General features: G+C 40.0%; 27 protein-coding genes. 12 read left to right on the top strand and 15 right to left on the bottom strand.

The window, feature by feature from the left end; all coding sequences use genetic code 11:
- The first annotated feature begins 161 nt into the window (after positions 1-161).
- The 8 genes from FZF08_RS18070 (at position 162) to FZF08_RS18035 (ending at position 6,428) form a co-directional block, all read left to right on the top strand.
- A complete protein-coding gene (locus tag FZF08_RS18070) occupies positions 162-848 on the top strand; it encodes a phosphatase PAP2 family protein (RefSeq protein ID WP_229216588.1) in 687 nt (228 codons plus the stop codon).
- A gap of 58 nt (positions 849-906) precedes the next feature.
- Positions 907-2,148, top strand: a complete 1,242-nt coding sequence (locus FZF08_RS18065) for a sodium:proton antiporter (protein ID WP_159471281.1) — start codon at positions 907-909, stop codon at positions 2,146-2,148.
- 133 nt (positions 2,149-2,281) lie between these two features.
- A complete protein-coding gene (locus FZF08_RS18060) occupies positions 2,282-2,611 on the top strand; it encodes a helix-turn-helix transcriptional regulator (RefSeq protein ID WP_159471280.1) in 330 nt (109 codons plus the stop codon).
- Between the two features lie 47 nt (positions 2,612-2,658).
- Positions 2,659-3,237 carry a DUF6428 family protein gene (locus tag FZF08_RS18055; protein WP_229216587.1) on the top strand — a complete coding sequence of 193 codons (579 nt, stop codon included), beginning with the start codon at positions 2,659-2,661 and terminating at the stop codon, positions 3,235-3,237.
- An 18-nt stretch (positions 3,238-3,255) separates the two neighbouring features.
- On the top strand, positions 3,256-3,750 hold the full coding sequence (locus tag FZF08_RS18050; protein ID WP_159471279.1) for a GNAT family N-acetyltransferase: 495 nt from the start codon (positions 3,256-3,258) through the stop codon (positions 3,748-3,750).
- A gap of 103 nt (positions 3,751-3,853) precedes the next feature.
- Positions 3,854-4,267, top strand: a complete 414-nt coding sequence (locus FZF08_RS18045; RefSeq protein ID WP_159471277.1) for an arsenate reductase ArsC — start codon at positions 3,854-3,856, stop codon at positions 4,265-4,267.
- Between the two features lie 9 nt (positions 4,268-4,276).
- Complete coding sequence (gene arsB / locus FZF08_RS18040; RefSeq protein WP_159471275.1) at positions 4,277-5,365, top strand: ACR3 family arsenite efflux transporter; 1,089 nt, start codon at positions 4,277-4,279, stop codon at positions 5,363-5,365.
- Positions 5,366-5,372: 7 nt separating this feature from the next.
- Complete coding sequence (locus tag FZF08_RS18035) at positions 5,373-6,428, top strand: ArsO family NAD(P)H-dependent flavin-containing monooxygenase (protein WP_159471273.1); 1,056 nt, start codon at positions 5,373-5,375, stop codon at positions 6,426-6,428.
- Positions 6,429-6,474: 46 nt separating this feature from the next.
- Here FZF08_RS18035 and FZF08_RS31830 read toward each other — a convergent pair whose 3' ends face one another.
- Positions 6,475-6,615 carry a hypothetical protein gene (locus tag FZF08_RS31830; protein ID WP_229216606.1) on the bottom strand — a complete coding sequence of 47 codons (141 nt, stop codon included), beginning with the start codon at positions 6,613-6,615 and terminating at the stop codon, positions 6,475-6,477.
- Here FZF08_RS31830 and FZF08_RS31825 point away from each other — a divergent pair.
- From FZF08_RS31825 to FZF08_RS18020, 3 genes are all read left to right on the top strand, one after another.
- Positions 6,550-6,681, top strand: coding sequence for a hypothetical protein (locus tag FZF08_RS31825; protein ID WP_229216586.1), 132 nt, complete (start codon positions 6,550-6,552; stop codon positions 6,679-6,681). The two genes, FZF08_RS31830 and FZF08_RS31825, sit on opposite strands and share 66 nt — an antisense overlap.
- Positions 6,682-6,731: 50 nt before the next feature.
- The gene (locus tag FZF08_RS18025) at positions 6,732-6,890 is read left to right on the top strand and encodes a hypothetical protein (RefSeq protein ID WP_159471271.1); all 159 of its coding nucleotides are present in this window, start codon (positions 6,732-6,734) and stop codon (positions 6,888-6,890) included.
- 127 nt (positions 6,891-7,017) lie between these two features.
- Positions 7,018-7,242: a hypothetical protein gene (locus FZF08_RS18020; RefSeq protein WP_159471269.1), complete on the top strand. Its 225-nt coding sequence runs from the start codon at positions 7,018-7,020 to the stop codon at positions 7,240-7,242.
- Between the two features lie 416 nt (positions 7,243-7,658).
- Here FZF08_RS18020 and FZF08_RS18015 read toward each other — a convergent pair whose 3' ends face one another.
- Both FZF08_RS18015 and FZF08_RS18010 read right to left on the bottom strand, forming a co-directional pair.
- Positions 7,659-10,226, bottom strand: a complete 2,568-nt coding sequence (locus FZF08_RS18015; protein ID WP_159471267.1) for a M12 family metallo-peptidase — start codon at positions 10,224-10,226, stop codon at positions 7,659-7,661.
- Between the two features lie 205 nt (positions 10,227-10,431).
- Entirely contained in the window at positions 10,432-10,842 is a 411-nt protein-coding gene (locus FZF08_RS18010) for a nuclear transport factor 2 family protein (RefSeq protein ID WP_159471265.1), read from the bottom strand.
- 378 nt (positions 10,843-11,220) lie between these two features.
- Between FZF08_RS18010 and FZF08_RS18005 the strand changes: the two genes are divergently transcribed.
- Entirely contained in the window at positions 11,221-11,703 is a 483-nt protein-coding gene (locus FZF08_RS18005; RefSeq protein WP_159471263.1) for a low affinity iron permease family protein, read from the top strand.
- Between the two features lie 72 nt (positions 11,704-11,775).
- On the opposite strand, the gene FZF08_RS18000 is transcribed toward FZF08_RS18005, so the two are convergent.
- The 12 genes from FZF08_RS18000 to FZF08_RS17945 form a co-directional block, all read right to left on the bottom strand.
- Complete coding sequence (locus FZF08_RS18000) at positions 11,776-12,471, bottom strand: hypothetical protein (RefSeq protein WP_159471261.1); 696 nt, start codon at positions 12,469-12,471, stop codon at positions 11,776-11,778.
- Between the two features lie 26 nt (positions 12,472-12,497).
- Positions 12,498-13,280: a DUF4097 family beta strand repeat-containing protein gene (locus tag FZF08_RS17995; RefSeq protein WP_159471259.1), complete on the bottom strand. Its 783-nt coding sequence runs from the start codon at positions 13,278-13,280 to the stop codon at positions 12,498-12,500.
- A gap of 103 nt (positions 13,281-13,383) precedes the next feature.
- Complete coding sequence (locus FZF08_RS17990; protein ID WP_159471257.1) at positions 13,384-14,178, bottom strand: HEAT repeat domain-containing protein; 795 nt, start codon at positions 14,176-14,178, stop codon at positions 13,384-13,386.
- Positions 14,162-14,680, bottom strand: a complete 519-nt coding sequence (locus FZF08_RS17985; protein ID WP_159471255.1) for an RNA polymerase sigma factor — start codon at positions 14,678-14,680, stop codon at positions 14,162-14,164. Before FZF08_RS17985 ends, FZF08_RS17990 begins: the two co-directional genes overlap by 17 nt.
- Before the next feature lie 146 nt (positions 14,681-14,826).
- Positions 14,827-17,229 carry an ABC transporter permease gene (locus FZF08_RS17980; protein ID WP_159471253.1) on the bottom strand — a complete coding sequence of 801 codons (2,403 nt, stop codon included), beginning with the start codon at positions 17,227-17,229 and terminating at the stop codon, positions 14,827-14,829.
- Positions 17,230-17,323: 94 nt separating this feature from the next.
- On the bottom strand, positions 17,324-19,738 hold the full coding sequence (locus FZF08_RS17975) for a TonB-dependent receptor domain-containing protein (protein ID WP_159471251.1): 2,415 nt from the start codon (positions 19,736-19,738) through the stop codon (positions 17,324-17,326).
- Positions 19,719-21,068 (bottom strand): HTTM domain-containing protein, encoded by a 1,350-nt coding sequence (locus tag FZF08_RS17970; RefSeq protein ID WP_159471249.1) that lies wholly within the window; start codon positions 21,066-21,068, stop codon positions 19,719-19,721. The genes FZF08_RS17975 and FZF08_RS17970 overlap by 20 nt, the downstream gene beginning before the upstream one ends.
- A 12-nt stretch (positions 21,069-21,080) precedes the next feature.
- Complete coding sequence (locus FZF08_RS17965; RefSeq protein WP_159471247.1) at positions 21,081-22,229, bottom strand: imelysin family protein; 1,149 nt, start codon at positions 22,227-22,229, stop codon at positions 21,081-21,083.
- Between the two features lie 76 nt (positions 22,230-22,305).
- Positions 22,306-23,478 (bottom strand): DUF4856 domain-containing protein, encoded by a 1,173-nt coding sequence (locus FZF08_RS17960; RefSeq protein ID WP_229216585.1) that lies wholly within the window; start codon positions 23,476-23,478, stop codon positions 22,306-22,308.
- 313 nt (positions 23,479-23,791) lie between these two features.
- Positions 23,792-24,349 (bottom strand): peptide-methionine (R)-S-oxide reductase MsrB, encoded by a 558-nt coding sequence (gene msrB / locus FZF08_RS17955; RefSeq protein WP_159471245.1) that lies wholly within the window; start codon positions 24,347-24,349, stop codon positions 23,792-23,794.
- Between the two features lie 257 nt (positions 24,350-24,606).
- Positions 24,607-25,338, bottom strand: a complete 732-nt coding sequence (gene bshB1 / locus FZF08_RS17950; RefSeq protein ID WP_159471243.1) for a bacillithiol biosynthesis deacetylase BshB1 — start codon at positions 25,336-25,338, stop codon at positions 24,607-24,609.
- A gap of 66 nt (positions 25,339-25,404) precedes the next feature.
- Complete coding sequence (locus tag FZF08_RS17945; RefSeq protein WP_159471241.1) at positions 25,405-26,481, bottom strand: M23 family metallopeptidase; 1,077 nt, start codon at positions 26,479-26,481, stop codon at positions 25,405-25,407.
- Positions 26,482-26,549 lie beyond the last annotated feature (68 nt).

The raw sequence follows: 26,549 nt of genomic DNA, 5'->3' as shown, positions 1-26,549 counted from the left end.
AATCCTAAAAAAAATGATTCTCGTAAGACAGAGTTTTAAATAAAAGTAGCAGCAATATTGTAATTAATTCTGGTTACCCTGCATCCCTTTAATTCAGAAAAAATTCAGAATCAGCCTATACTTTTAACGCCTCTTGGAAAATTGTATTAAAACCTCATCTTATGTTTCGTAAATTTTTGTTGCTGCAACTGGCTATTGTTCTGTCGTTGCCTTCATTTAGCCAGCAGCAGGACTCTGTTCAGATCAATCAAAAGCTTTCTTTTACAAAAAGTCAGTTATACGTACCGGGAATATTAATGGCTTCCGGATTATTTACCACCGTGTTTTTTAAGGATCAGGTCAAGTTTAAAATCCGTGACGAGCGGAACAAACAATTTCCTGATTTTCATACCAAACTTGACAATTATCTGGAATACGCCTCTCTGCCCATTGCCTATGGTCTGGATGCTTTTGGTGTTAAATCAAAAAACGATTTTCCTAACCGAACCGCGATTTTGATAAAAGGGGAATTGTTTATGTATGCTTCGGTGACGCTTTTAAAAGGTGTTTCCCACGAAACGCGGCCTGATGGAACTGATCGGTATTCATTCCCTTCTGGCCATGCTGCGCAGGCATTTGCCACAGCCACTTTTTTGAGTGAAGAATACAAAGACCGCCTTCCCTGGATGCCCTATGCGGCTTATACCATGGCGGGTACAACCGGATTACTGCGAATTGCCAATAACCGACATTACCTGGGTGATGTACTTTTTGGCGCCGGTTTCGGGTATTTATCCATGAAAATGGCATATTGGACGCATCAATATAAGTGGGGTAAAAACAAAAGAAAAACTACTCCGGTTTATTGAGTCATTAAGCAATAGTTGAATTACGTCATTCAGGCATGATTATTTCCATGTTTGCGACATGGATAGTTATATTATTACAATAACTTTAATAGGAATTGCAGCACTAGGAATGGCTTGGATGCCGTCATTTACCAAAAAGACGGGTATTTCTGATTCTGTTGTTTATTTACTTCTTGGTGCTATTTCTTACTATTTCATAGAGGGGCTGCCCAAGCCGGATCCGGTGAGATATGAGGAATATACAGTTCATTTTACCGAGTTAGTGATTATCATTTCTATCATGGGCGGAGGACTGAAAATTGACCGGCCGTTTTCTCTGAAAACCTGGGCTGTTCCGCTACGGTTGCTTACGATTACCATGGTTTTATGTATTTTTTTACTTACCATGTTGTCGTATCTGTTTCTTCATCTGGACTTTGCATCTTCACTTTTACTTGGTGCTGCATTGGCACCAACAGATCCGGTTTTAGCCGCGGATGTGCAGGTCGGGCCACCTTTGGAAAGTAGAAAAGACAATGTCCGTTTTGCCCTTACTGCCGAAGCCGGGATGAATGACGGTATGGGATTTCCTTTCACATGGCTGGCAATTTCTGTGGCGTCATTGGGGCCAAATAACGCGGGAAGCATTCTGGAATGGTTTGCTTATGATTTTGTGTATAAAATATCGGCAGGAATTATTGCAGGGTTTTTACTTGGAAAACTATTAGGCTATCTGATTTTTAATGTATCCCGGAAAACTAAATTCATTAATATCAATGATGGATTTATTGCTGTTGCATCCGCACTTCTGATTTATGGCCTAACCGAAATGATTCATGGATATGGTTTCATTTCCGTTTTTGTAGCCGCTGTAACGCTCCGGAATTATGAGTTTAAAAGTGAATTTCATAAGGATCTTCACAATTTTTCAGATCAGGTTGAGCGGATTTTGGTAGCTATCGTTTTACTGGTTTTTGGTGGTAGCCTTGTGCATGGAATTTTGGATTCACTGACTTGGCCCATGGCGATTGTAGGGATAGTTTTTATATTTTTGATTAGGCCTTTGAGTGGAATCGTTGGGCTTATGGATTCACATTTACATATTAAAGAAAAATTGGGTATCAGCTTTTATGGTATCCGCGGACTTGGATCGTTCTATTATTTGTCATTTGCCCTTACCCAGAAAGATTTTCTTTACAGCAACGAACTCTGGTCAATTGTCTCATTTATCGTTTTATTATCAATTATTGTACACGGTCTTACGGCGACGCGCGTAATGCGTAAACTGGAAAATAAGTTTTCGGAGGAGATTTTTCATTGATTTCATGGCTCGCATATTGTGACTTTTAACGAAGCATTTATTAGTGAGTTAAAAACGAAAATACTATCCGGCCGATCAGGTTAAATATCAATCGTATTATTGCGATTGATATTTTTTTGTTTATCTTTGCATTATGGGAGTAACAAAAACACAAGTTTTTACCGAAAAACAAAACCGTATTGCAGATTTGGCCAAGGCACTGGCGCATCCGGCCAGGATTGCGATCATTCAGCACTTGCTGAAGGAAAAATCATGTGTATGCGGTGACCTGGTGGAAGTGTTGCCACTAGCTCAGGCAACAGTTTCACAGCATTTGAAAGAGCTGAAACAAATCGGCATTCTTCATGGTGAGATCAATCCACCGCGCGTTTGTTACTGTATTAACGAAACCGTGTGGCAGGAAGCAAAAGTTATTTTCGGTGAAATTTTTGAGACCGAAGTATCAGTGAATTGCTGCGGATAGTAAAAATCAGGACGTTTTTTATCGTTTTATTTAATCGTAATATCGCAATGAATAATTTAGATCCAATGAACTGGCAAGCCTTTAAAAATACATTATTGGAAAATCCGGACAAGATCCTGCAATTTCAATATGCAGAAGGTCATTTTGTAGATGAATCTTACCATATTACAGAAATAAAACAGGCACTTGTCGTTTCTGTGGATTGTGGCGGTGTGATGAATAGTTGGACGGAGGTGATCGTGCAGCTATGGGAACCGTCTCTTTCTGAATCAGATCGGGCGATGAAGGTTAGCAAGGCTTTATCGATCATAAATCTGGTTGAAAAATCTCTTCCGCTGAACCCGTTGGCCACGGTTAAAATTGAATTTGGGAATTCTAAATTCGATACCCGGCAGATGTATCCTTCTGAATTTGTAACAGAAGGTGATACATTCACTGTGAATCTTGCCGCTGACTTTACCCAGTGCAAAGCCATTGGCAGAGGGCAGAGTTGCGGGACTACTTTATCCGGGGAAGAATGCTGTACACCTGCCGACAAAACCGCTGTAAGCTTGAAAGAGCTTCCGAAATTAGTACTTACAGGCATAGATGATACCAGCTGTACGCCGGGAGGCGGATGTTGCTAACTCGTTAAAGTCAGAATCATGGAAATACGTATTTTAGAATCTACGGATTGGCCAGGCGTCCGGGAAATTTATGCCCAGGGCATTGCGACGGGGCAGGCTACTTTGGAAATCAGCACTCCTGATTGGGATAGCTGGGACCGCTCTCATGTTTCAAAACTCCGTTTTGTAGCCACCACGGATAAGGGTGAAATAGCAGGTTGGGCGGCATTAACACCAGTTTCTGGAAGATGTGTGTATGCAGGCGTTGCCGAAGTGAGTGTTTATGTAGGCAGCACTTTCAGAGGACAAAAAGTGGGAGATTTTATTTTAAAACATTTGATCAGGGAAAGTGAACAGGAAGGTTACTGGACGCTGCAAGCCGGTATATTTCCGGAAAATAGTGCCAGCATCGGGCTGCATAAAAAAAATGGTTTTCGGCTGATCGGTTACCGTGAAAATATTGGAAAAATGAACGGGGTCTGGCGTAATGTTAGCTTGTTAGAAAGAAGAAGTAAAGTTGTAGGGACGGAATGAGTGGTTGTGGGCATTCAGACATCCGTAATTTTAATAATGAAAATCAAATAATTTATTTCAAACCAAATATGTATTTTAATAAGCTGACAGCTGATAAAACTTTATGAAAAAAATACTAGTGCTTTGCACCGGCAATAGTTGCCGTAGCCAGATCGCAGAAGGATATTTACGGCAATTTGCTGGGGATCGAGCCAGCGTATATAGTGCAGGGGTTGAGACGCATGGTGTCAATCCAAAGGCTATATCCATTATGAAAGAAGACGGGATTGATATTTCCCTGCATACCTCAAACAACATAGACGAGTACCGGGAGATCGACTTTGATTTTGTGATTACCGTTTGTGATAATGCCAGAGAGCGCTGTCCTTATTTTCCGACCAATGCCCAAAAATTGCATTATAATTTCCCGGACCCGGCAAAAGCAACCGGAAGTGAAGAGGAGATAACAAAGGAATTTCGCCGCGTCCGGGAAATGATTAAAGCTTATTGTGAGGATTTTATAAAAGAAAAATTTTGAATATTTCGTATGGCTGATAATAACTCCGTCCGGCCATCCGGTGCCTCTGCATCAAACCGGAAGAAACTTGGTTTTCTTGACCGCTATTTAACGTTATGGATTTTTCTGGCCATGGCCACTGGTGTGGGACTGGGCAATTTTGTACCTTCCATAGCGGAATATATTAATACTTTTTCCAGTGGCACAACTAACATACCACTTGCGATCGGATTGATCCTGATGATGTATCCACCGCTTGCCAAGGTCAAATACAATAAAATGGGGGAGGTGTTCAAAAACACGAAGGTCATGACTGTTTCATTGATACTGAACTGGATTATAGGACCTATGCTGATGTTTTTACTGGCAATTATTTTCCTCCCAAACCATCCCGATTATATGATTGGTCTGATTTTGATCGGGCTGGCGCGCTGTATTGCCATGGTTTTGGTTTGGAACGAGCTGGCCGAGGGAAGCCCTGAGTATGCTGCCGGTCTGGTTGCGCTCAACAGCATTTTTCAGGTGCTGCTGTATAGTTTTTATGCTTATTTTTTTATTACGGTGCTACCTCCTTTGGTTGGCTTGAAAGGCTTTGAAGTTAACATTACAATTGCTGAAATTGCCGTGAGCGTGGGTATTTATCTGGGTATTCCCTTTGCCGCCGGGATGCTCAGCCGCTTTGGGTTGACTGCCCTTAAAGGAGAAGAGTGGTATGAGAAAAAATTCATCCCGATGATTTCACCCATCACCCTGGTTGCACTACTCTCAACGATTGTACTGATGTTTAGTTTGAAAGGAGAGCTGATCGTTCAGCTTCCGGGTGATGTGCTTTTGATTGCCGTTCCGCTGGTAATCTATTTTGTGATTATGTTTCTGGTGAGTTTTTTTGTTGCCAAATCCCGGGGAGCAGATTATTCTCAAAATGCATCGATTGCTTTTACGGCTTCGGGGAATAATTTCGAACTTGCCATCGCCGTAGCCATTGGTGTTTTTGGTATTAATTCCGGCGAAGCTTTTGTGGGTGTGATTGGCCCGCTGGTGGAAGTGCCTGCGCTAATTGCGCTGGTGAATGTGGCCTTCTGGCTACGTGACAAATATTATAAAACTGAAATTGTCTAAGCCATCAATGGAGATATTTGATCTTATTATAATCGGTGGCGGACAGAGCGCTCTGGCCTGCGGGTATTTTCTTCGTCGGGCAAAACTGAAATATATTATTTTGGATGACCAAAAGCTTGGCGGAGGAGCCTGGCAGCACGGCTGGGACTCGCTGACTTTGTTCTCTCCTGCTCAACAAAGCACATTACCAGGCTGGATGATGCCAAAGTCACAAAATGCGTATCCTTCAAAAGCAGAAGTGCTGGACTATCTCGCTGCTTACCAGAACCGGTACGGCATTGAAATACAGCACGAAGTCAAGGTAGAAAATGTGCGAAAAGAGGATAATATATTCATTTTAACTTCTAATCAGCGAGATTACCGAAGCCGGACAATTATATCCGCAACGGGAACATGTCAAAAACCGTACATTCCCGATATACCAGGCAGAGATTTATTTGAAGGGCAGCAGCTGCATTCTTCGGCTTACGCCAATGCGGATACCTTCAAGGGAAAAGATGTTGTGATCGTCGGAGGAGGAAATTCCGGGGCACAGATCCTGGCGGAAGTCTCGAAGGTGGCGACGACTGTTTGGGCAGTGGAGAAAATACCTCAGTTCTTGCCTGACGATGTAGACGGCAGAGTGCTATTTGACGTGGCTTCTGCAAAGTACCACGCGATGAAAGAAGGCAAAGAATTTAACACAGGGGAATATAATATCGGAAATATTGTGATGGTGCCGCCTGTGAAAGAGGCCCGGAGCCGGGGCGTACTTATCTCTCGTGAAACCTTTAAGTCCATCAATGAAAATGGTGTGGTATGGCCCGACGGGTCTGTTCAGCTGTTTGATGTGATGATCTGGTGTACCGGTTTTGGATTTGCAACGGATCACCTCAAAGGGTTGGGTATTATCCGGCAAAGAGGAAAGGCAGACTGTGACGGTACTCGTTCTGTGGATGTGGAAGGCCTATGGCTTGTAGGTTATGGAAGTTTTACCGGCTTTGCATCTGCGACATTAATTGGCGTTGGACGCTCTGCCCGTCAAACGGTCAATGAAATTACTGCATATTTAAATACAGCTTGATGAGAATTGCTCTTTTATCAGACATTCATGCAAACCTGACCGCTTTTTAAGCCGTGCTTAATATATTAAATCCCGGAAGCCAGATGCCATATATTGCCTTGGCGATCTTGTGGGTTACCATATGTGGCCCAACCAGGTAATCAGTTTGATTCGGAGCCATGGTATCGCCACGATTGCCGGAAACCATGATCTGAAAGTATTAAAAATATTTTCTTCGCAAGGGGAGTGCAGTACAGAAAAAAGTAGTGAATAGGCTTACAAGCTGGTTGGAAGAAAGTAAATAGATTTTCTCCGCACCCTGTCGTGCCGTTAATCGTTGACCAAATTGCCAGCACCAGAAGTCCTGATAAGGTGCAGGTAGAATTTATCAGAGTTTTAGATGACGTGGAAAAAGCGGCACGAGCCGTTGAGCTGAGTATCATGCCCCTGGCATTTGCAGATAATCTCAGAAAAGCATTTTAATCAAGCCCAAGGGTTTAAAAACTGTGGCACTTGTTTGCGTTAATGCTTACACACAGAGGTGAAATTTGACGTAATTTTTCTGGATTGATTTTTTTAAGGTGCAGAAAAATTACTACTCAAAGTTGCCATGAAAGATAAAATATATCCACCGGATCAGGCCGAAGTGCTTTTCACAGATGTGAAAGGTGTGCGGCGCGAAGGCATTTATGTGATGGACATGAATGCTTATGTAGAATCAGCGGACGATTCAAATGTAAGGGATTGTAGCAATATTTTCCCGGAAAGTGAGATTGTACAATGGGAGTTTCTTGAGTCCAGAAATTCTGATCCGGAGTTTATAACCGTTTTGTAATACAGGTTAATAGATATCCAAAAATAGCGGGTTTTGTAAAATTCTTTCAAATGACCGTATTTCGAAGTTTATTTGATATGTCGGGCTAATTATCTTCAAACTAAAATTACCAGTGAATAATTTCTTATTTTGTAAGGTTTTGTTTTTCTGCTTGTTTATAATATATTTGTAGCATAACACACTTACTTAGTGTGTAGAGGAGGGTAACATATATAAGAATCTCGGGCTTCCGGGATTCTTTTTTTATTTGTAAGTGGCTGACCGGGAATGGATTTTATTTATTTTGTCTAAATTCAAAGGAGAATAATTTCGAAATCTTTAATTTGAAATACTAAGAATATTTAAAATTTTCGAAAGATAAGTTTTTAATTAAAATTGTAATATTACCTATATCCTCATTATGACGGATTTATCAGTCAGGGGTTTTTAATAACAATCTCTGAATAAGCATTTTTCTCATCATTAATTTTTAAGATATAATTCCCCGCCGATAATCCTGAAATGTTTTTCATTTCATAACTTGTTTCACCTGGTAAAAGATACTTTTGATCTCTCCTGACCGCCCTGCCCTGAATGTTGTAAAGGATGAAATGAACAAGTCCCTTATTTAATGTTTTTATTGAAAGCTTCAAATAATCCTGAAATGGATTAGGCCAGATCATGATATCCGGGTTTGCCAGTACATTGAAATTCAGTGCTAGAATTCTTGAATAAATGAAATTATTTGAACCATCCGGCATTTTTATCCGGTAATAGAATGCTGGTACATTCTGTTCGGCTATTTCATCACTGAAATTATATTTATTAATCTGTGAAGAGGGCCCGTTGCCTGGAATTTGTCCTATATTTTTAAAATCTTTGGCATTAATACTTTTCTCAATATCAAATAAAAAGCCAGCATCTTCATCCGTTGTTTCCCAATTCAAAACAGCATTGTTATTTTGTCTGGACACATTTACTGAAATAAATTTGACTGGAAGAGGCATGGAAGGAATAAAATTAACCAGATAATCTTCCGTTTCTCCCAGCGATAGGTTGTCGCAGGAGTTGAAACTGGCATAGAAATAATTTGATCGTATACGAATTCTGGTGCTAAGGGAAATTTGATTATCAGGTGTTTTAAATGTACCGGAAAAATTGCCGGTTAGTGAAGTTTTCGTTTCTGCAATTAATTCATCGGTTGTGAATTCCCCGTCATTATTATAATCAATCCATGCTTTAATGTACTGTGCAAAATTGTAACCAATCAATGAAATATTAAAAGCATAACTTTGCCCTGCAATAAGTTGCGGAATGGGAGCGGAAGTATTAAATGTATAACCGCCAACGGCGCAATCCGATGCCGTGCTTAAAGACAGATTATTGATGAAAACAGAATTTATACCAACTCCAATCGCTTTTGAACATTGGTCAACAGGCTGACAATAAGTCGGCTGAGTATTGTTTGTCGCAAAAGTCTGGATTTCTGTATATTCAGAGCAATTCCCTTTTATCCGCCAGTTGTAATTGGTATTGGGTGATAAGTTAGAGAGTAGAATTGTATTTTTTATCGTCTGCAATTCGATCCAGTTTCCAGTTGAAGATGTTGTCTTATATTGAAGGATATGTGAAGTATTCGATCCGCTGAAATTCCATTGTAAAGTTGCACTTCGTGCTGCGACATTATAGGCTAGTAAATCGGAAGGCATGCTATTCGAAACGGGTAAAGTATTATTATTTGAAACTCTGCTGCGTATCAAATTGCCGGGGAGCGGACCAAAACCCAGGGCCAGATTGATGCCAATGCTGGTATTTTGGCAGTAACTCATGATCGTTCCGCCATTTACGGGAGTTGGTCCGGGAGGGCAATTTCCTTCCACCGTCGTGCAGTTATCAATCGCGCCGCCCGGCCAAGTGCAGGAATGTGTATGTGGTGAGCCCAGGTTGTGGCCAAGCTCATGTGCAAATACTTTTACATCCCAGGAATATGCAGGAACAATTTTGTAGTTACCATAAACCATGTTCACACCATATGCCTTGTTCCGGTTGTCCATGGCATCCATATTTGCATTTCCGCCACCCAGAGGCCGGCAGGTTAAAAGGTGAGCGAACTGTCCCGGAAAATTATTGTTTTTAGCATTCCAATAACTTTGAAAGACGCTTAAGGCATCATCCAAGTTGGTTTGGCTTGATGCATAAGGATCAAGTGTGTCCCAAATATATAATCCTGAAATACGAAAGGCGATGTGCTCTGCTGCAAACAAAGTAGCTACCTGATTGAAAAGTCCGAGGACATAAGCTGTGACATTTGCTTTGCTGCCAAATTTGTCATATACCGACTTGTCTGTTTCAATATAAACACCTAAATATTTACACTCTTCTGTCTCGGATTTTTCAGTTAAGCGGGCATTTTTTCTTTCGGAGAAATCCTTTTCTATTGATCCGCAAAGAAATTTGAAATCAGCGGTAATGTCATTTTCGTAGTAAAGAATATAGCTGGTTTCCGTCGCAGTCGGATCCTGGTTTTTTCCCAGGACTCTTGTTCCGCTGCTGTCGATAATCATTCCGGAAAGCTCATTATTTATGAAGCTCAAAGATGCCAGCGAGTTTTCATCGCCTTTTATTTTTCCGCGGTAAAAAACGCTTTGGTCAATAATTGCCTCAGTTTGGTTTTTATCAGTTAAATTGGATATGGTAAAATCGGAAGATGTGATCGTAACCTGATGTAATTCCAATTCGACCGGCAAATCTTCAATTCCGGGAATTTCAATTTCAAGATTTTTATCAATCAGATTTCGAAATTGATCGGCACTGAAATTTAACGAAACAAGACGGAAATTCTGGTTTATTCCTTTAAGCTGTGCATTTGAAGTTTTTGTAAGGACGCTGTTTGTAGCCGAAATATCTTTGGGTCTTTCCAACTTTTTTAATATCTGTCCAGATTGCGCAACAACTAAACTCGCCGTAAAGCAAATCAGCATAATAATAGTAAAAGTTCTAATCATTCTTTCCTTGTGGTGGTTGGTGAAATCTCACACAGCTTTGTATAGGCTACGTTGAGAACAAGGAAATAAAGTTAAATATTTTAATGATAGTACACTGAAATTAAGCGATTTACTTAGTACTTGTTAGAAATTATTAAACCGGCTCGCCTCCCAAACCGGACACTATTATCGCTTCGCGAACCTATGAAAAAGACGTACAATGATACTATAATCTTCTGTCCTCTTCTTTAATGGCAAGATCATTGATACTTGCAAATCTTCTTTGCATTAATCCATTTTCATCAAACTCCCAGTTTTCATTTCCGTAAGCACGAAACCATTGACCATCTTTGTCGTGGTATTCATATTCGAAACGGACAGCGATTCGGTTTTCAGTGAAAGCCCAGAGTTCTTTTTTAAGTTTGTAACTCAATTCTCTCTGCCATTTGGTCGATAGAAATTTTACGACTTCTTCCCGACCATTCACGAATTCCGAACGATTTCTCCATTCGGTATTTACCGTGTAGGCAAGGGAGACTCTTTCTGGATTCTGGCTATTCCAGGCATCTTCTGCAAGCTGGACTTTTTGAGTAGCGCTATCGAAATCAAACGGTGGTAAGGGAAGCTTCTGTTCCATGATTTAATATAGAGTGAAATGAATTCTAAACTTTTGTCCAAATTTATTGGCCAGGTTCTAACCAATTAGATTTGTATACGGTACTTTCTTTGTGCTTCACAAAGATATGTGCTGAATCAGCCGGTGTAACGGTACAAGTCAATGATCCTGTGGTGGTAATTACAGTTAGAGAAGGAACATTGAGAAATTGCTCCAATCTAACCGATTTTATTAATGGTAATTCAGTAATTCATTAATAGTATGGAGGCGGGACAGATTAAATTGTAGTTAAATGAGAAGCTTTAACGGTATGTTCTTGTAAGAATTAGAAATCAGGCACAAAATTTGATGGTAAAGGTTCTATCAAAATTTATAACCATCCACTAAATAATAATACCTATGCCAAATAAAATAAGTGCGGGGTTTGAAAAAATTGCAACAAAAATCACGAACTGGACGGGAAGCTCACCAGCTTTCCTGATTGCTTTTTTAATTATCCTCATCTGGGGAGTAACAGGGCCACTGTTTAATTACTCGGATACATGGCAGCTGGTCATTAACACGTCCACAACCATCATCACATTTTTGATGGTATTTATAATTCAGAAATCCCAAAACAAAGATTCCAAAGCAGTCCATCTCAAACTGAATGAGCTGATAGCAGCAAGCAAACATGCAAGTAACAGGATGGTTGACATAGAAGATTTAACTGAGGATGAGCTCAATGTGCTGCACAAGTTTTACCAAAAATTATCCGATATTTCCGAGGACGATCATGATATTCATCATTCACATTCCATTGATGCAGCGGAGAATTTACAGAAAGAAAAGAACAGTTATAAAATAAAAAAGAAGACTAATGAAGGTATAGCGGAGCAATAAATATCAAAAAATAACCCGGTAGTAATATGAATTCCGGGTTATTTTTTTGCCTGGAATAACTACAAAATATGTCTATTTTATTTGTCGGAAATAGACATTATTACTGATTGATTCCAGCTTTATTTCAGGTCCACCGCCATTCATTGATCCTTCAAGTAAATAACCTACAATAGGATTTTTCTGTTTTTTATCCTTGTAATCAATGGTAAAATCTGTGTAAATTTCACCTGTAATTGTCTTCATACCAAGGTTGGCGCCTTTTGATTTTGGCCAGCTCATGTCCACGAAACCGCTTATCGTTTTAGCATTTACGGCCATCGATGCACCTTCAATATCAATGTTCCCGTTAATCGTTTCAAGAATAAGTTTGGCCTGACGCGGCAGAAAAACCTGGTAATTTATTTCGCTGCACACGTAAAACCGTTTTCCACCTTTCTCTGAATTGTAAGAGTATTTTTTATCCGGACAATCCTCTGCTTTTCCGTCCAAAAGCATATCCTGGTTCAAATCCGTTTTGAGAGATATTTGCTGAGCCGTATTCTCCGAGGTTATTGTTAAAGCATCATTCAGTTTTCCGCCGTTGATCGTTGCGGAAATGTGGACGGAAACTTCGTTTTTATCCCAATAACGCACTTTGATACTATCTCCGAACCTCAGATTCAGATTGACCGTTTGACCGGGAGTGAACGGAAGTTTTTTATCAATAATTTTTTGCGAAAACGCCTGGTTGAAGATCAAAACCAAAAGTAAAAATGTATATTTTTTCATAGCTAAAAAAGTCAGGGAGATTGTTGTTATTTCTGTTTACGGATATAAATATTATTACTGATGGTGTTAAGCTGAATTTCCACGCCGCCGCCATTGGTTGCGCCTTTCACCGAGCTTCCCATGCTGATTTTCGACATGCCGTTTTTCTCATTTTTCAACCCAAGGTCAAAGTCGGTATATATTTCTCCGTTAATGGTGTGCAGGCTGAGATTGGATTTGACACTTGCCGGTAAGGTCACATCTACCGAACCGCTAATGGTTGATATGGCCGATGGCTTTAACTGATTTAAATTTTCGTAAATCACTTTAATGGAGCCACTTGTACTGTTTGCCACCACAGGGCCGCTTATATGCAACAGGTCAATATCTGCACTAAGTGTGCTCACTTCCAGGTCGCCGTCCATGTTGCTGATGGACAAGCTGGAACCGCCCTGCCAGTTGGTTTCTTTAAATTTTACGGCGACTTTTTTAGGAATGCGAATGGTGTACTTGATAGATTTTCTCACCGCTTTTTCAATCTTGATCGCGCCGTCTTCTTTCGTTACGGACAGGCCAATTCCGGTGTTGTCTTCCACACCATAATAAACCGGTTTCAATCCTTTTGCACGTTCAGGAAGCGGATCAATTTTGGAGGAAGCCGTAATTGAAATTTCGTCCGAGTTAGTTCCTTCAATCGTGATTTCGCTCGTGTTCATTTCAATGAATACTTTTTGATCCTTTGAATTAGCGAGCTTGGTTTTAAATTCCTGTGCATGAACGTGCGTGGCAAGCCACAGGATAACTGAAATTAATAAGGTGATTTTTTTCATGGACTTGATTTAAAAAATGTGAATCGATACTATTTATTAATTGAAAAGGGCATAGATATCCTGCTCTCCAAAATGAAGATTTATACTACACGGTGTTTAATAATTAAGAGGCTGGATTTTTTTTCTGATTCAAAAAGCTTAGTCCTTCTTCCGCTTTTGCCCGAACGATATCCATCACTTCCTGATTTTTTGCAATTCGCTGAATTTGGTCCACAGCACGTTTTTCTTTCATTCGCACCAAAGCCTCAATAAGCCTGATTTGAAGATTCGGGTCTGTTTGAATTGACAGTGACTGAATCAATGCCTGACGTACGCCGTCTTCATTTTCAAAGCGTAATAAAGCCTGAAAAGCAGCTAGCCGAACGTTTACATTAACATCAAAATTGAGGACATTGACCAGCAATTCTGTGATTTCGGCATCTGCGCCTGACAATTCATAACTCTGGGAAACCGCCTGGATTCGGTCACTGGCCGAAGTATTTTCAGATTGATCAAAAGCCAGTACTTTTCTCATTTTTAAAAAGGGTTCAGCTTCACTTTTAGAAATATAACTATTCTCCGAATTGTGATTTTTTTCAAGTTTGTAACTATAAATAAAACCAGAGGCGAAACCTGTAACTAATAAAGCCAAACCGGCCGCGATTCGTAAAGTCCAGCTTGTTAATGCCTTTATTTTTACTGATTTTTTACCGATAGTTTCCTGCGGTATCTCAAAATCAAATGCTGTTGATGGCTGTTCTTTTCCAGCATCAGCAAAGTAGCGGAATTGAGCCGCGTGACTTTGTAAATACGCAGGAATATTATCTTTTTGAAAAAACGACCGAAGATATTTTTCCTCCTCCAGCGTTGTTTCTCCCTCGTAATATTTATTTAGTAAATCGTCAATATCCTGGTTCATAGTCATTGTCTTTTAAATAATTCTCCCTCAACCTTTGGCGTGCTCTGGACAAAATCACCCGAATGTTTGCCGCGCTTAATCCTGTAACTTTTTCAATTTCTTGAAATGAATATTCCTCCACGTCGCGCAAATGAAGAACAAGTTTTTGCTGTTCAGGAAGTTCTCCGATCAGTTTCCCGATCAGGGAGGCATTGTCTGCATTTTCCACCTGCTTATAGGGTGAAATCTGATTTGCCTTCACTTCCTTCATATCAAAATCATGGGCCATCTTTTTTCTGCTATGCGATTTAATCCTGTCAAGACATTCATTTCGGGTCATTTGTACGGCCAAAGCTTCCACACTTTGATAGCTGTCCAATTTTTGTCTGTTTGTCCAAAGCTTTAAAAGCACATTCTGCGTTGCATCCTCAGCCTCCTCGCGATTGCGAAGAAACATTTGAGCCAGCCGGAAAAGGCGGGCTTGCACGGGAACGATATGTTGCTTAAAAGCTTGTAAATCCATTTCAATGACAAAGACGACTGAACCGGAAAACTGTTACAGATTAAGAAATTTTTTTTTGATAATGCTGAAAGTAAATCAAAAAAAATCCATAATAATCTGTCTGTTAGATTATTATGGATTTTATATTTTGGAAAATAAATTGTGTACTATTCCATCTTTATTGCTTTAACCGGATTCATAACCGCTGCCTTGTAAGTAACCAGGGCAACTAAAATGCAAACGACCAAGGAGAAAATGATACCGACCGTGGCGAAACTAATCCAGCTAATCTCAACACGGTAAGCATAAATTTGCAGCCATTTATTCATACTAAGGAACGCAAGTGGAAAAGCAATGAGCATCGCGGTGAAAATCATCATTAAAAACTCGCTTAAAAATAACATCGTGACATTTGCATAAGAGGCGCCCAGGACTTTCCTGATTCCCACTTCACGTGTTCGTCGGGAAACATTCATGGAAACCATTCCTAGGATTCCAAGTAATACAATGATGACGGAAAGTATGGTTGCCACATTTGCAGCCTGTTTTAACTGCATTTCGGATTTATATAGCTTCGCGAGTGTGTCGTCCATGAAAGAATATTCGAACGCAGTTTCAGGCATCAAAATTCGCCACTTATTTTCAATAGCGGCAAGTGATTGTGAGACATTTCCAGCAGGAATTTTAAAAGAAAGAAACCGATAAATATTCGCATTCCGAATATGGAGAAAGGCCAGAGGTTTAATTTCCTGATGCATTGATTCAAAATGAAAATTTTTGACAACACCGCCGATAGTTAAAGGAGTAGAGCTGAAATGCATCCTGATTTGCTGACCAATAGCATCCTGGGGATTCATAAAACCAAGTGATTTTGCGGCTTTTTCGTTCAGGATAATTTCATCTGGCCGGTATACACCTTGTTTGGCGAAGAAAAATTTTCCGGCTAAAACGTTGAGCTGGTATGTTTCTGCATATTTTTCGTCGGTGGAAAGAATTTGCGTATAAATAGCCTCCGTGGAATCTTGTCCCATTTTGTACAATCCCGTGTTTCCGCCAAAGTTTCCATTCGGAATTTCATAAGATAAACTTACTTTGTCAACTTCTTTGAGATGAGCCATTTCTTCCCGGATTCCCTCCATTTTGATAACACCTCCGGGCGTCCAATCCCGTGGCGTAGCGATCGAAATAATCGATTCCTTATTATAACCCAGATCCTTATTAAAAAAATAACTGACTTGCCTGGAGACCAAAGTTGCAGCGATAAATACAAATAGGGCAATCGAAAATTGAGAGGCAATTAACACTCTTCGGAATAAAATATTTTCCTTAACTGATTTCAGTTTTCCTTTGACAGACTCAATTGCGGGAAGGGAAGATAAAATGAAAGCCGGATATATACCTGCCAGCAAGGCCATTACCGCAGCAATTAAAACAGAAATAATTAAAGAATAAGGTAGAAGCGTGAAAATTGAATTTATGCTTTTTCCGAGCATATCTTCAAAATAAGGTCTGAACAACTCGTAAAGACCTATGGATAATATCATTGATATAACGGCCAGAATAAAGGATTCAGCCAAAAACTGGAATATCAATTGGTTTCTCCTGCTGCCCAACACTTTCCGGACACCAATCTCTTTCAATCTGGAAGACGAATTTCCTATGGCGATATTGACAAAATTTACCACAGCCATCAGCAATATAAAAATGGATACACCGAGAAGTGTATAGATCATTTTTCTTACCAGACCGTTATTTTGTTCCATGTAAAATGCTTTCAACGGTGTCGAGTATACCTGCAAATTGGCTTTAATATTTTCAGTGGTGTTTGTTTTTAAAATCCGGGCAATCGGTTTTTCCAGATCTTTTGTTGTCACGCCATTTTTAAGTTCTATAAATGTGATCATATAAGGAAATGACCAACTGTCAGCACCGTTTCTGCCATTCAGGCCGTTTAATGGAATGAAAATTTCCGCAGGTGATTTTAGAAGATTTGTTACGGAATTATTTGGTAAAGATTTTAGAACAGCTGTTATTTTGAATTCCTGTTTTCCGCCAACAAAATTATCCAGGGTAATATTTTTGCCCAGAACATCATTTGTCCCAAAGTATTTAATGGCTTTTTCTTCCGTAAGTGCGATTGAATTCGGCTGTTGAAGTGCTGTTCGAGGATTACCATATATCAAAGGAAATCCATACATGGAAAGTAAAGTAGAATCCCCCGCCTGGGCCTCCTCCCTGAAGTGTTTTTCACCATTTGACACAACAACTGTTATTCCGTCGTAACGGTAATAATTGGCAACCAGATTTGGATATTCTTCCTTTAATGTCTTTCCCAGCGGCCCAAGTGTAGCAATTTCAACAACCATATCCGGTTGTTTCCATTTGCTTTGCAGGATATATTGGTTATCCGGATTTTTTAAAGATTTATTTACCTGTAATTCTCCCCAGACATAACTTCCGATCAGGAAAGTGAAAGTCATCCCGGCAGATAATCCGAGGATACTTACCAGGGAGAAGAATTTCCGTTTGACAAGATTACGCCAGGCGATTTTGAAGTAGTTTTGCAGCATGAGGTTTTTTGTAATAAAAGTAAGAGCCTCAATGCTGCTAATCTAATCACTGAAAGGTATTTAACGATTTTTAACTTTCGGGGAGCATACGTATTTAAATCTTCACCTGAACGGTAATATAAAATCCACGACCATCGGAAGGTAAAATTCCTGGTCCGGGATAACCCGTGGCGCGACGGGTAAAATACATGCGGTTTGCCAGATTATTTACGCTTCCTTCAAATCTAAGTTTTTTATATTCGTAAGAAACGCTGGCATCCATAATCGTATAGGCCGGAATAATTCCGACAACTCCTGTTACGCCACCATCAACCGCGTTGGTTGCTTCGGTAAACTGATCAGATAAATGGGTATATTGAAAAGATGCTTTCAGATTTTTATAACCAAACCGTATGCCGGATTTTATGTTGAATTTCGGAACAAATTCAACTTGTTTTCCTTTTACACCAACAATTTCACTTTCTTTATAAGTGGAATGAATGACTGCAATATTGGTAAATAAAACGCCGCTAAAATTTGTTTTCGGGATTAGTAATCTCAAAAAATCGGCTTCACCATATGATTCTAAACCCATAATCACGGCCCGTCCGACATTTCCTCTTTTCCGGAGCACGCGGTTGCTTTCATCATAAAATTGTACTTCCCCGATACGGTTGTTATAGTTCAGGTAAAAACCGCTTACATCAAAATTGTATAATGAAGTCTGGTAACTTCTGATTCCAATATCAAGTGAATGACCTTTTTCATCTTTCATATTCGGGTCGATAACCGATGAAGGATTTGAAATTCGCATGTCACTGAATGTGATAGAACGATAATTTTGGGATAAATTTCCATACATATCAAGATGCGGGGCAGGTTTGTAACTCAGTCCCAAACCTGCAATTACAAATTGTCTGCCGTTGGTTCTGTACTCATCCGTCTTTGAGATATTGATAATATTTCCTGCTAAATCTCTCGAAATATTTCCATAATAACCGTCCGCAATAGTATGGATGTATTCAAAGCGAATACCCGGCGTTATTGAAAACCGATCATTGACATATAAAACGTTTTCAGCAAAAACAGAAATATTTCGGTTTGGAAAACGGTAGTCATATGTAACGAGTTTATCAGCGTCAACGAAATTGAAATTGGCATCTTTTCCATTACTTCCTGCTCCTTGTAAACTGTGGTTGAAACCGTGATAATATCTTGTTCCCACCAGTAAAACATTTTGCATTTTTCCGGTGTAATATCTTTTTAGATAACGAGCTTCTGCCCCCCAGTTCGTGAAATTTCCTTTGATTAAATCTCTTTCGCTATTGTCATCAATAGTGGCAACGCGGTTTGGCCGAAAACCCAGCGAATAACGAAAAGCGGATAGACCAAAAAGGCGAAGGTTAAATTCATTCATCGCATTAAACTTATGGTCAAAATTTAACGCAAGCATATTCCAATTGACCTTGAACCAGTTACGTTCACGATTACTTTGACGGGGATCGGTATTGAACATATCGTCAGATTGACCGCCAGGTTGTTGAGCCAGATAATTCATGTGTGTAATGTCGATACCAACTTTCGTCTTTTCGGAGATTTTGTAATTAACATTTGAAAAAACAGTCACATTATTAAAATGGGAATTCGGTCGCCATCCGTCACCTCTTTTGTATTGAACAAAAGTGTAATAACTCAGTTTTCCCACCGTTCCGCTGGCGCTCGTAAAGGAATTATAAAAACCGAATGAGCCGGTACTTTGTCTGACAACCAATTCCAGCTTCCTATTTTCAACCGGTTTTTTCATTACAAAATTTAATAATCCACCAAACTGCGTTCCGTATTGTAAAGATGCTGCACCGCGAATAATTTGTATTCTGCCCACAGCTTCTATGGGTGGTGTATAATAACTTTCCGGATAACCCAGTGCATCGGCGCTGATATCGTAACCGTTTTGACGAACATTAAAATTGGAACTCCGGTTCGGATCCAGGCCGCGGCCTCCGATACTAAGCTGCAATCCGGCTCCGTCGTTTTCATAAATATTAAGTCCCGGAACACGCGCATAAACTTGTCTGGCATTGTTTGTTGCAAGGTTTGCAACCAGCTTATCCGGCAAAATTACCTCTGTTTTTTTGCCTTCATAAATTCCCATATTTTCAACGCCGCGCATTCGGGCATAGCCAAAATCACTTTGTTTTTCAGTGACGGTAATTTCTTCCAGATCGTTTTCTCTACTATGCAGTGTAAAATTTAGAATGACAGGTTGACCGTCAGTTTTAAAATAATGCTGATACGATTTGAAATCGGGGTGGGAGATATGGACGCTATGATTTCCTGAGCTGATGGAAATTAGAAACTTGCCATTCTCGTCACTTGTAGTGCTTTGACCTCCTTTGGTTACAAAAATTGTGCAGCCCTGAACCGGCAAACTATCTTTTTTTGAAATAATAATTCCCGAGAGCTGAGTTTGCGCCAGCGTTTTGGTAATCATCAGACAAAATATAAAAATATTAAAAACCTTTAATTTCATTATCGAAGTGAGTTATCCAGAATTTGTGTTGGAAAGATTCCGTTTCTGCGGCCAGGTTAACTTCGGGATTGACCAGTGGTTTTCCCAAACGGCCATTGAGCGCGACGTAAGAATCAACATATACCTCAGGATTTTTGAATCCGTGACGACTGTAATAATCGCGAAGTATGTGGGCGTATTGTAAAATCATGTCGGGTTGTGTGGACATGGCTTTTTCCTGTAAAGTGGTCAAAAACAAATTGTTATTTACAATGAGTGTTTTTCCTGTTTTGTCTTTAATCTGAAACTGGGTATAACCCGCTTTTTCCATGAGCATCACACGCCAGGAAAAACGATAGCCTTCTTCGGTCCAGAATAGTTCGTCGGGATATGCTAAATACCGGAAGGGAAGTACGAGTTGAATTAGAAAAAATATTGAAAAAACAGTGCTTGCAATATTGGAAGTAAGTTGGTTATAAACGTATTTTTTGTCATTTTTCAAAAACGAAACCTTTAACCCAAGTATACCTCCAAGCCTGTTGATGATATTCTGATGAAACGGACCTGAAAAGAAAATCAATGCCGTGACGATCATGATGTAAGGAAACATGCCGATTGGAAAAAGGATTGCGGTAAGTCCATGGAAAATAACCACAGCAATAAAAGCAAAGGGGCGCGTTTTTTTGTTCCAAAGAAAAAATGGAATACTCAGATCGTAAAAACATCCAAACCAGCTGAATACGTAAGGAATCCATTTATAATTGAAAAGGAAACCGATAACGGGCATGTCGTTTTTTGCCGGAAGCCAGATTTTGAGCGGTAAAGCGTTTAAGAGCCAGTCGCTGTTTAATTTTGCCACGCCAGCATAGAAATAGAGGATGCAGACCATGGCTTTAATGACAAAAATGCACCATACCGGAATCTGATCCGTCTGAAAATTTTTGTTTCGGTATGCGTCAAAAGAGAAATAAGCATTGGCTGGCAAAAAAATCAGCATAAAACTGATAACACTTACGAAATAATAATGATTGAGGTAAGTGGATTTGTCGATCAGCTCGATATAGGTAAAGGTTAGGAATAGTCCAATACTTGCGATTCTGTAAAATAAACCCAATGCAACCAGCAAAGCACAAATGGCACAAACTGCAAAGAGAAAATAAGTGTATTCTCCCAACGGTTTTATGAATTCAAAACCGTAAAAAGGGAAAAAGTATTTAGGTTTTATATACAGATCTTCAATCCAGCCTTTTCTCCAAAAGCGGATTATGCTCAAAAATAGCATCGTTCCAAAAGCAATCCTGAAAACAACCAGAGGAGCCGCAGAAGTATAAGATCGTAAAATTTTCAGCACACTGACAAGGTTTTAGTCTCCGTCGTTATCAGTATAGGTAATTGTAATACTCATCGCAGAAGTCATGTCAACTTTCAGCATACGTACGGCTTTTTGCATTTCGGTATACGTATCTTTCATCGCCTGATTGTTGCTTTTTACCTCGTCATACAGACTTGGTTTTAACGTATTCAGCTTCGCTTTGATCACCTCAAACTGGGTGTTCAATATTTCACTTAAAGTTTTTCCGGTTGCGCTATCTTTCGCACCTAATGCGTTCAGATACGTTTTTAGAGATGCTCCTTCAACGCCTGTTGTGAAATTCTTTCCGTTAAAAAAGTCAACAAAAGATTGCTGAGCAGTTTTTGCCAAGGTTAATGATAAATCCTTTTTGTAAAAACTTTCAACTTTTTCAGCCGACGGAATTCCGTTTAACATCGCACCGGAAGGAATTCCAAATTTTCCTGACCGGATATATCTTTCATAGTGAAGCACGTAAGCATTTACCATCAAAGAAGAGGAAGAGCTGATATCCAATCCCGTTTTGTTTATGAAAGTTTCACGCGCGGTACCTGCCCAATCAGTTCTTACTTTGTTGATTAGCCCGCCCATTCTGTTGGTAAGCCTATTCAAATGAGCTAGACGTTTAGCTCCTTCCGTTGGCTCGCTGTAATATGCTACAATGGCTGCGTCATTCGCGCCCACACCATTGATCATATAATCCAAAGCCGGAAAACCCTGTCTGTCATAAGATGCAGGGACTTCAAAGTTTGGAGCGAGCTCGGAAACATCGCTGTTGATACCGGCTACATTGGCAGGATAAATGTTGAAATAATTTCGGATTGAATATTTTTCACCCGGACCAAATTCAAAAAGCTCAACCTTTTGCCATTCTACATAAGCATCGGCCCAGGCTTGTCTTAATGCATCTAATTCCAACTGCTCAGGTTTTGCAATGAAAGCAGTTCGTTTGGCTAGCATCAAGTCAAATTTTGTCTGGAAACTGGCGTATGACGGAATAATGATATTGTCGGCCAGATTCGTCAACATATCTTTTCTGTTCTTGTCTTTGACATCAATGGTTTCTGCCGGAGAATCTCCGCCTCCTGAACCTGAACACGCCCATAGTGAACTTGTTAAAAACAAGATCAGGGCACTTTTTTTGAAGTTTAGTAGTATCATTTTTTAAACAATAATAGTGGACCGATGCATATGCACATCAGTCCACCAGGAAATAAATAACGAAATTTATTAAATCTTAAAGCTTGAATTTCGCTGTGATGGCGTCAGCAGCTGCATTGATTTTATCAGGAGTCAAGTCCCAGAAGCCATTTGCAGAACCAACAAGTCCAACCAGGATAGCATCAGAAAAAGCTGCATCCGCTCCGTTGATCGACGCGTAACGCAAAGAGTAAATGAATCCAAGACCTTCACCCATAGCATGTGCACGTGCAGCATCCGTCGTTGAAGTTTTCCATTTGCCCAAATAGCCGACTGCGGCTTTTGCGATGGCTCTTTCCATTTCCGTTCTGATAAAAGTTGCCTGCGTTTTCAATTCCGCAGCATCGTTGTTTACGATTGCAGCACGACCTTTTACAAATGCAGGCTGGATTTTTGCGTAATTTTCTTTGTTATATTCCCAGATATAAGATCCAAGGAATGATTCTGATGTTCCTCTTACAGCGTCGGTAGAACCGGCAAGATAAACAGGGCTTAAAGTTAACAAACCATAGGCTTCGTCCCAGTTATGTTCCAAAGCTGTGTAATTTTTACCTGATACCAAGGATTTATTGTCAGCTTCCAGGCCTTTAACAAGCAGTACGTTGGAAATATAATCAAGCTGAAGAGCTCCGATCAAACCTTTCTGAATTATTTGAGCGTGCTCAATTCCTTTGGCATCAAGAAGATAAGTACCTGATTTTCCGGCAACACCTTTTGAAGCTGCTTTTTTTACCGATTTGCTGGCATCTGCCATCGCTGCAAAACTTGTTTCAAGATAGGTGTTCGCCGCTGTGATTTCTGCCGCAGTTTTTGAAGAAGCTGTTTTGTCTTTAAGCTGAACACCGGAAGAATTCAATGTTGCACCAACGATTTTCAAAGAAGGTACATCAACAAAAGGATTAGATGTGTTGGCAAACATGTTTTTCATGACCGTTGCATCCAGTGTAGCGGAATCTCTTACGGCTGAGCCTAAGTAATAATTTAGCCCCTGGAACATTCTGTAACGGTTGTTACCCGTTGAAAGATCAACCGTTGTGTCTCCTTTTGCATCGATAAAAAGTGCTTTGTAAGGAGTGGTTGTGGTAACTTTTGCGTAGTCAATTTTGGTACGCAGGTCAGCTACAACAGGTGGTGTCACAGGTGTATCGTCGTCGTCGCTGCATGAAGAAAGACTTACCGCTACTATTGCCGTGAACAACAGCGATCTCATTGTAAAATTACTTTTCAACATTCGTGATGGAAGTTTTTATTAGGATGTAAGATGCATTTGGATGTAATTATTTAGACTAATACCAAATGGTGCTGTAAACATATGTATTATTTAGAATTAGAACAAATTATTTCCTTATTAGCTATTATTAATTTGCTTTGGATTTGTCATTTTACAGGAAAGAATATTGTCAACCTTCTATTAACCAGTGAATATTTTGGTTTTTGCCAATAAAAAAACTCCTGAGAAAAATCCGGTTTGAAAGGATCTTCTCAGGAGTTTTAAAGAGGTTGGCTGAATTAAACCTTACATATTATTTACCACCACTTACATCTTTTTTATGCTTTTTGGAATAACTTTTCTCGGCTGTTTTTGCTTTTTCAAAATCCAGGACGACACCGTTAATGCAATACCGCAATCCGGTTGGGGGAGGGCCGTCGTCAAAAACGTGGCCTAAATGTGACTTGCACCTGCCACAGGTAACTTCCGTTCTTACCATTCCCAATGTTTTATCGGTATGGTACACGATAGACGTTTTAGTGATCGGTTCATAGAAACTTGGCCAACCGCAACCGCTGTCAAATTTGGTATCACTTTTGAAAAGTGCATTTCCGCAAACGGCGCAATAGTATGTGCCTACTTCTTTCGAAGTTTCAAATTTACTGGTTCCCGGCCGTTCTGTTCCCTTTAATCTCGCCACTTGAAATACTTCTGAGGGAAGGATTTTCTTCCATTCAGTTTCTGATGTTGTTACTTTACTGGTATCGGTATGAGAATAAACCGGACTTTTTTGATCGGCTGTTTGTGCATATGAACTTTGAAACCCAAATGCCAAAATTCCGCAAACGAGCATCACTATTTTAATTTTCATATTTAATTGATTTGAAGTCCTGATTTTTGATATACGATGTTCGTCTTGTTTGAGATTTAACCAACAAGATTTTTTCCTTGTTCCGTTTTATCCAAAATAGTCGTTAGTTTTTTGTTCTTTGATTTATTGGAGAAGAATCTGCGGATAACTTTTTTACTAGTTTGCCAAAAGAACAATGCCACGAATACACGGATGTCCACTAATCCATTTGTGAATATTCGTGTATTCGTGGCAAAAAATAATAAGAAGATTAAAGTCTAAATGAACGAAGACAAATCCTGAACGCCCAATATTCTCGTTGTAGTAAAACCTTCACCATATTTCGCACCGATGGCATGGCCCATTTCCTGAGCACGGGCAATGATGAAATTCAAAAAGTCAGGCGAGGAAATATAGCTTTGCGGTTCATTGCTGTTCTCGTCATAATCCGGATTGAAAAACTGGCTTTTAAAGGCGCGGATAGCCTGCACTTTTTGATCGTGGTAATTTGTGATATTCACAACAAAATCAGGTTTGATGTAACTATCCTGAATAATGTGGAATACCAGGCGTGGTCGCCACGCTTCCTGTTTATTTCCTTCACTATCGAAAGTTTCGATCATTCTTAATCCTGAATAAAAACAACTGTCAGAAACCAGTTTTCCGCCACGGGCGTGATCCGGATGACGGTCGTCGAAAGCATTGGTAATGACGATATCAGGCTGATATTTTCTAATGTAGGGAATGATCGCTTTCTGGTGCGCTTCGTCATTGGCAAAAAAGCCATCTGCAATGCCAACATTATCACGAACCGAAATTCCCAAAACAGCGGCAGCATTTGCAGCTTCCTGGATACGACCTTCCGGTGTTCCTCTTGTACCCAGTTCGCCGCGTGTCAGATCCACTATTCCAACTTTTTTTCCGAGTGCCATTTCAGCGAGCAGAGTGCCTGCGCAGCCAAGTTCAACATCATCGGGATGAGCCGTTATGGCCAGAATATCAAGTTTCATCAGATCAATATTTTATATTTTCAAAAAAAAATGGAGCTGAATCAAATCCAGCTCCATTTTTCAGATTTATTTAATTCTTATTTTTTGTCCCAAACGTAAGGTTGAACGTGTAGAGATTCTGTTCTTTTTGGCTATGGCCGAAATTGAAACACCGTATTTTCCGGCAATAGAAGATAAGGTATCTCCGGAACGTACTTTATGTAAAATAGATCGGGTATAGGCCACAGGTGCATCACCGGATTCAAATTCACTTTTGGTTGCCCGCCCGCCACGCAAGTGATTCCAGACGCTGCTTGTTAACAGAAAATGATCGGATTTAATCTGTTTATTATCCCAGTCAAAAATATTTCTGGCATCAAAAGGATTTCCTTCGTACCGGTTTTCATAATGTAAATGTGAACCTGAACTACGTCCAGTATTTCCACCCAAACCGATTACTTCACCTGCTTTTACCATTTGTCCTGATTCTACCAATTGTTTGGAAAGATGACCGTAAAGTGTTTCCAATCCATTATAATGACGGACTAAAATGAATTTTCCATAACCACTTCCGTCAAAGGCCACAATCCTGACCATTCCGTCATAAGTTGATCTTACGGTATCACCAGTTTCCAGATCCAGATCTGTTCCATTATGCCAGCGACCCCAGCGGTAGGCAAAATTGGAAGTTGTTTTTGTATCTGTCATGGGTGTAGCCCACATTCGGTTGAGGGCAGGATTATACAAAGTAAGATCCACAGGTTCGTCAAATTCGAGCGGACTTAATCCATAAGGATTGATTGTACGGGAATCCCAGATGACATAATATTCAGCGGATTTTACCCATTCGTCACCAACTAATAGTGAGTCTACGACTTCCACAACGTCGGTTTCTCCTTCGTCGATCGTTGAAGTATCTTCGCTCACCACCGGATTAAGGGGTTTTACGGGTTCAAACTGGCTTTGGAATTTTAAAGTAGAGGTTTCAACTTGAAATTCGTCCTCGGGCTGAGGCGTTCCTACTTTGGTTGGGCCTTCGTTGGCATTACTGCCGGCCTGATTGATTTTCGGGTTTTTTTTGAACTTTCCTCGCTCTTGTGCTTGCGTGTTCCAGGGGATCAGACACACGACCATTAGCAAACCAACAATAAGCTTTTCTCTCATAAATATAATTACTGTATCGGGCTGGCCACTGTGATTTCCACAATGGCCAGCCCGACTTAAATGTCAAA

The sequence above is a fragment of the Dyadobacter sp. 3J3 genome, from assembly GCF_009801115.1.
Classification (GTDB): domain Bacteria; phylum Bacteroidota; class Bacteroidia; order Cytophagales; family Spirosomataceae; genus Dyadobacter.
This window is presented reverse-complemented; position numbering and strand designations above follow the sequence as displayed.

Excerpts from the sequence above, each read along its gene's own strand:
- FZF08_RS18070 (WP_229216588.1), top strand. The coding sequence starts at position 162 with ATGTTTCGTAAATTTTTGTTGCTGCAACTGGCTATTGTTCTGTCGTTG.
- FZF08_RS18065 (WP_159471281.1), top strand. The coding sequence starts at position 907 with ATGGATAGTTATATTATTACAATAACTTTAATAGGAATTGCAGCACTA.
- FZF08_RS18060 (WP_159471280.1), top strand. The coding sequence starts at position 2,282 with ATGGGAGTAACAAAAACACAAGTTTTTACCGAAAAACAAAACCGTATT.
- FZF08_RS18055 (WP_229216587.1), top strand. The coding sequence starts at position 2,659 with ATGAATAATTTAGATCCAATGAACTGGCAAGCCTTTAAAAATACATTA.
- FZF08_RS18050 (WP_159471279.1), top strand. The coding sequence starts at position 3,256 with ATGGAAATACGTATTTTAGAATCTACGGATTGGCCAGGCGTCCGGGAA.
- FZF08_RS18045 (WP_159471277.1), top strand. The coding sequence starts at position 3,854 with ATGAAAAAAATACTAGTGCTTTGCACCGGCAATAGTTGCCGTAGCCAG.
- arsB (WP_159471275.1), top strand. The coding sequence starts at position 4,277 with ATGGCTGATAATAACTCCGTCCGGCCATCCGGTGCCTCTGCATCAAAC.
- FZF08_RS18035 (WP_159471273.1), top strand. The coding sequence starts at position 5,373 with ATGGAGATATTTGATCTTATTATAATCGGTGGCGGACAGAGCGCTCTG.
- FZF08_RS31825 (WP_229216586.1), top strand. The coding sequence starts at position 6,550 with ATGTGGCCCAACCAGGTAATCAGTTTGATTCGGAGCCATGGTATCGCC.
- FZF08_RS31830 (WP_229216606.1), bottom strand. The coding sequence starts at position 6,615 with ATGGTTTCCGGCAATCGTGGCGATACCATGGCTCCGAATCAAACTGAT.
- FZF08_RS18020 (WP_159471269.1), top strand. The coding sequence starts at position 7,018 with ATGAAAGATAAAATATATCCACCGGATCAGGCCGAAGTGCTTTTCACA.
- FZF08_RS18015 (WP_159471267.1), bottom strand. The coding sequence starts at position 10,226 with ATGATTAGAACTTTTACTATTATTATGCTGATTTGCTTTACGGCGAGT.
- FZF08_RS18010 (WP_159471265.1), bottom strand. The coding sequence starts at position 10,842 with ATGGAACAGAAGCTTCCCTTACCACCGTTTGATTTCGATAGCGCTACT.
- FZF08_RS18005 (WP_159471263.1), top strand. The coding sequence starts at position 11,221 with ATGCCAAATAAAATAAGTGCGGGGTTTGAAAAAATTGCAACAAAAATC.
- FZF08_RS18000 (WP_159471261.1), bottom strand. The coding sequence starts at position 12,471 with ATGAAAAAATATACATTTTTACTTTTGGTTTTGATCTTCAACCAGGCG.
- FZF08_RS17995 (WP_159471259.1), bottom strand. The coding sequence starts at position 13,280 with ATGAAAAAAATCACCTTATTAATTTCAGTTATCCTGTGGCTTGCCACG.
- FZF08_RS17990 (WP_159471257.1), bottom strand. The coding sequence starts at position 14,178 with ATGAACCAGGATATTGACGATTTACTAAATAAATATTACGAGGGAGAA.
- FZF08_RS17985 (WP_159471255.1), bottom strand. The coding sequence starts at position 14,680 with ATGGATTTACAAGCTTTTAAGCAACATATCGTTCCCGTGCAAGCCCGC.
- FZF08_RS17980 (WP_159471253.1), bottom strand. The coding sequence starts at position 17,229 with ATGCTGCAAAACTACTTCAAAATCGCCTGGCGTAATCTTGTCAAACGG.
- FZF08_RS17975 (WP_159471251.1), bottom strand. The coding sequence starts at position 19,738 with ATGAAATTAAAGGTTTTTAATATTTTTATATTTTGTCTGATGATTACC.
- FZF08_RS17965 (WP_159471247.1), bottom strand. The coding sequence starts at position 22,229 with ATGATACTACTAAACTTCAAAAAAAGTGCCCTGATCTTGTTTTTAACA.
- FZF08_RS17960 (WP_229216585.1), bottom strand. The coding sequence starts at position 23,478 with ATGAGATCGCTGTTGTTCACGGCAATAGTAGCGGTAAGTCTTTCTTCA.
- msrB (WP_159471245.1), bottom strand. The coding sequence starts at position 24,349 with ATGAAAATTAAAATAGTGATGCTCGTTTGCGGAATTTTGGCATTTGGG.
- bshB1 (WP_159471243.1), bottom strand. The coding sequence starts at position 25,338 with ATGAAACTTGATATTCTGGCCATAACGGCTCATCCCGATGATGTTGAA.
- FZF08_RS17945 (WP_159471241.1), bottom strand. The coding sequence starts at position 26,481 with ATGAGAGAAAAGCTTATTGTTGGTTTGCTAATGGTCGTGTGTCTGATC.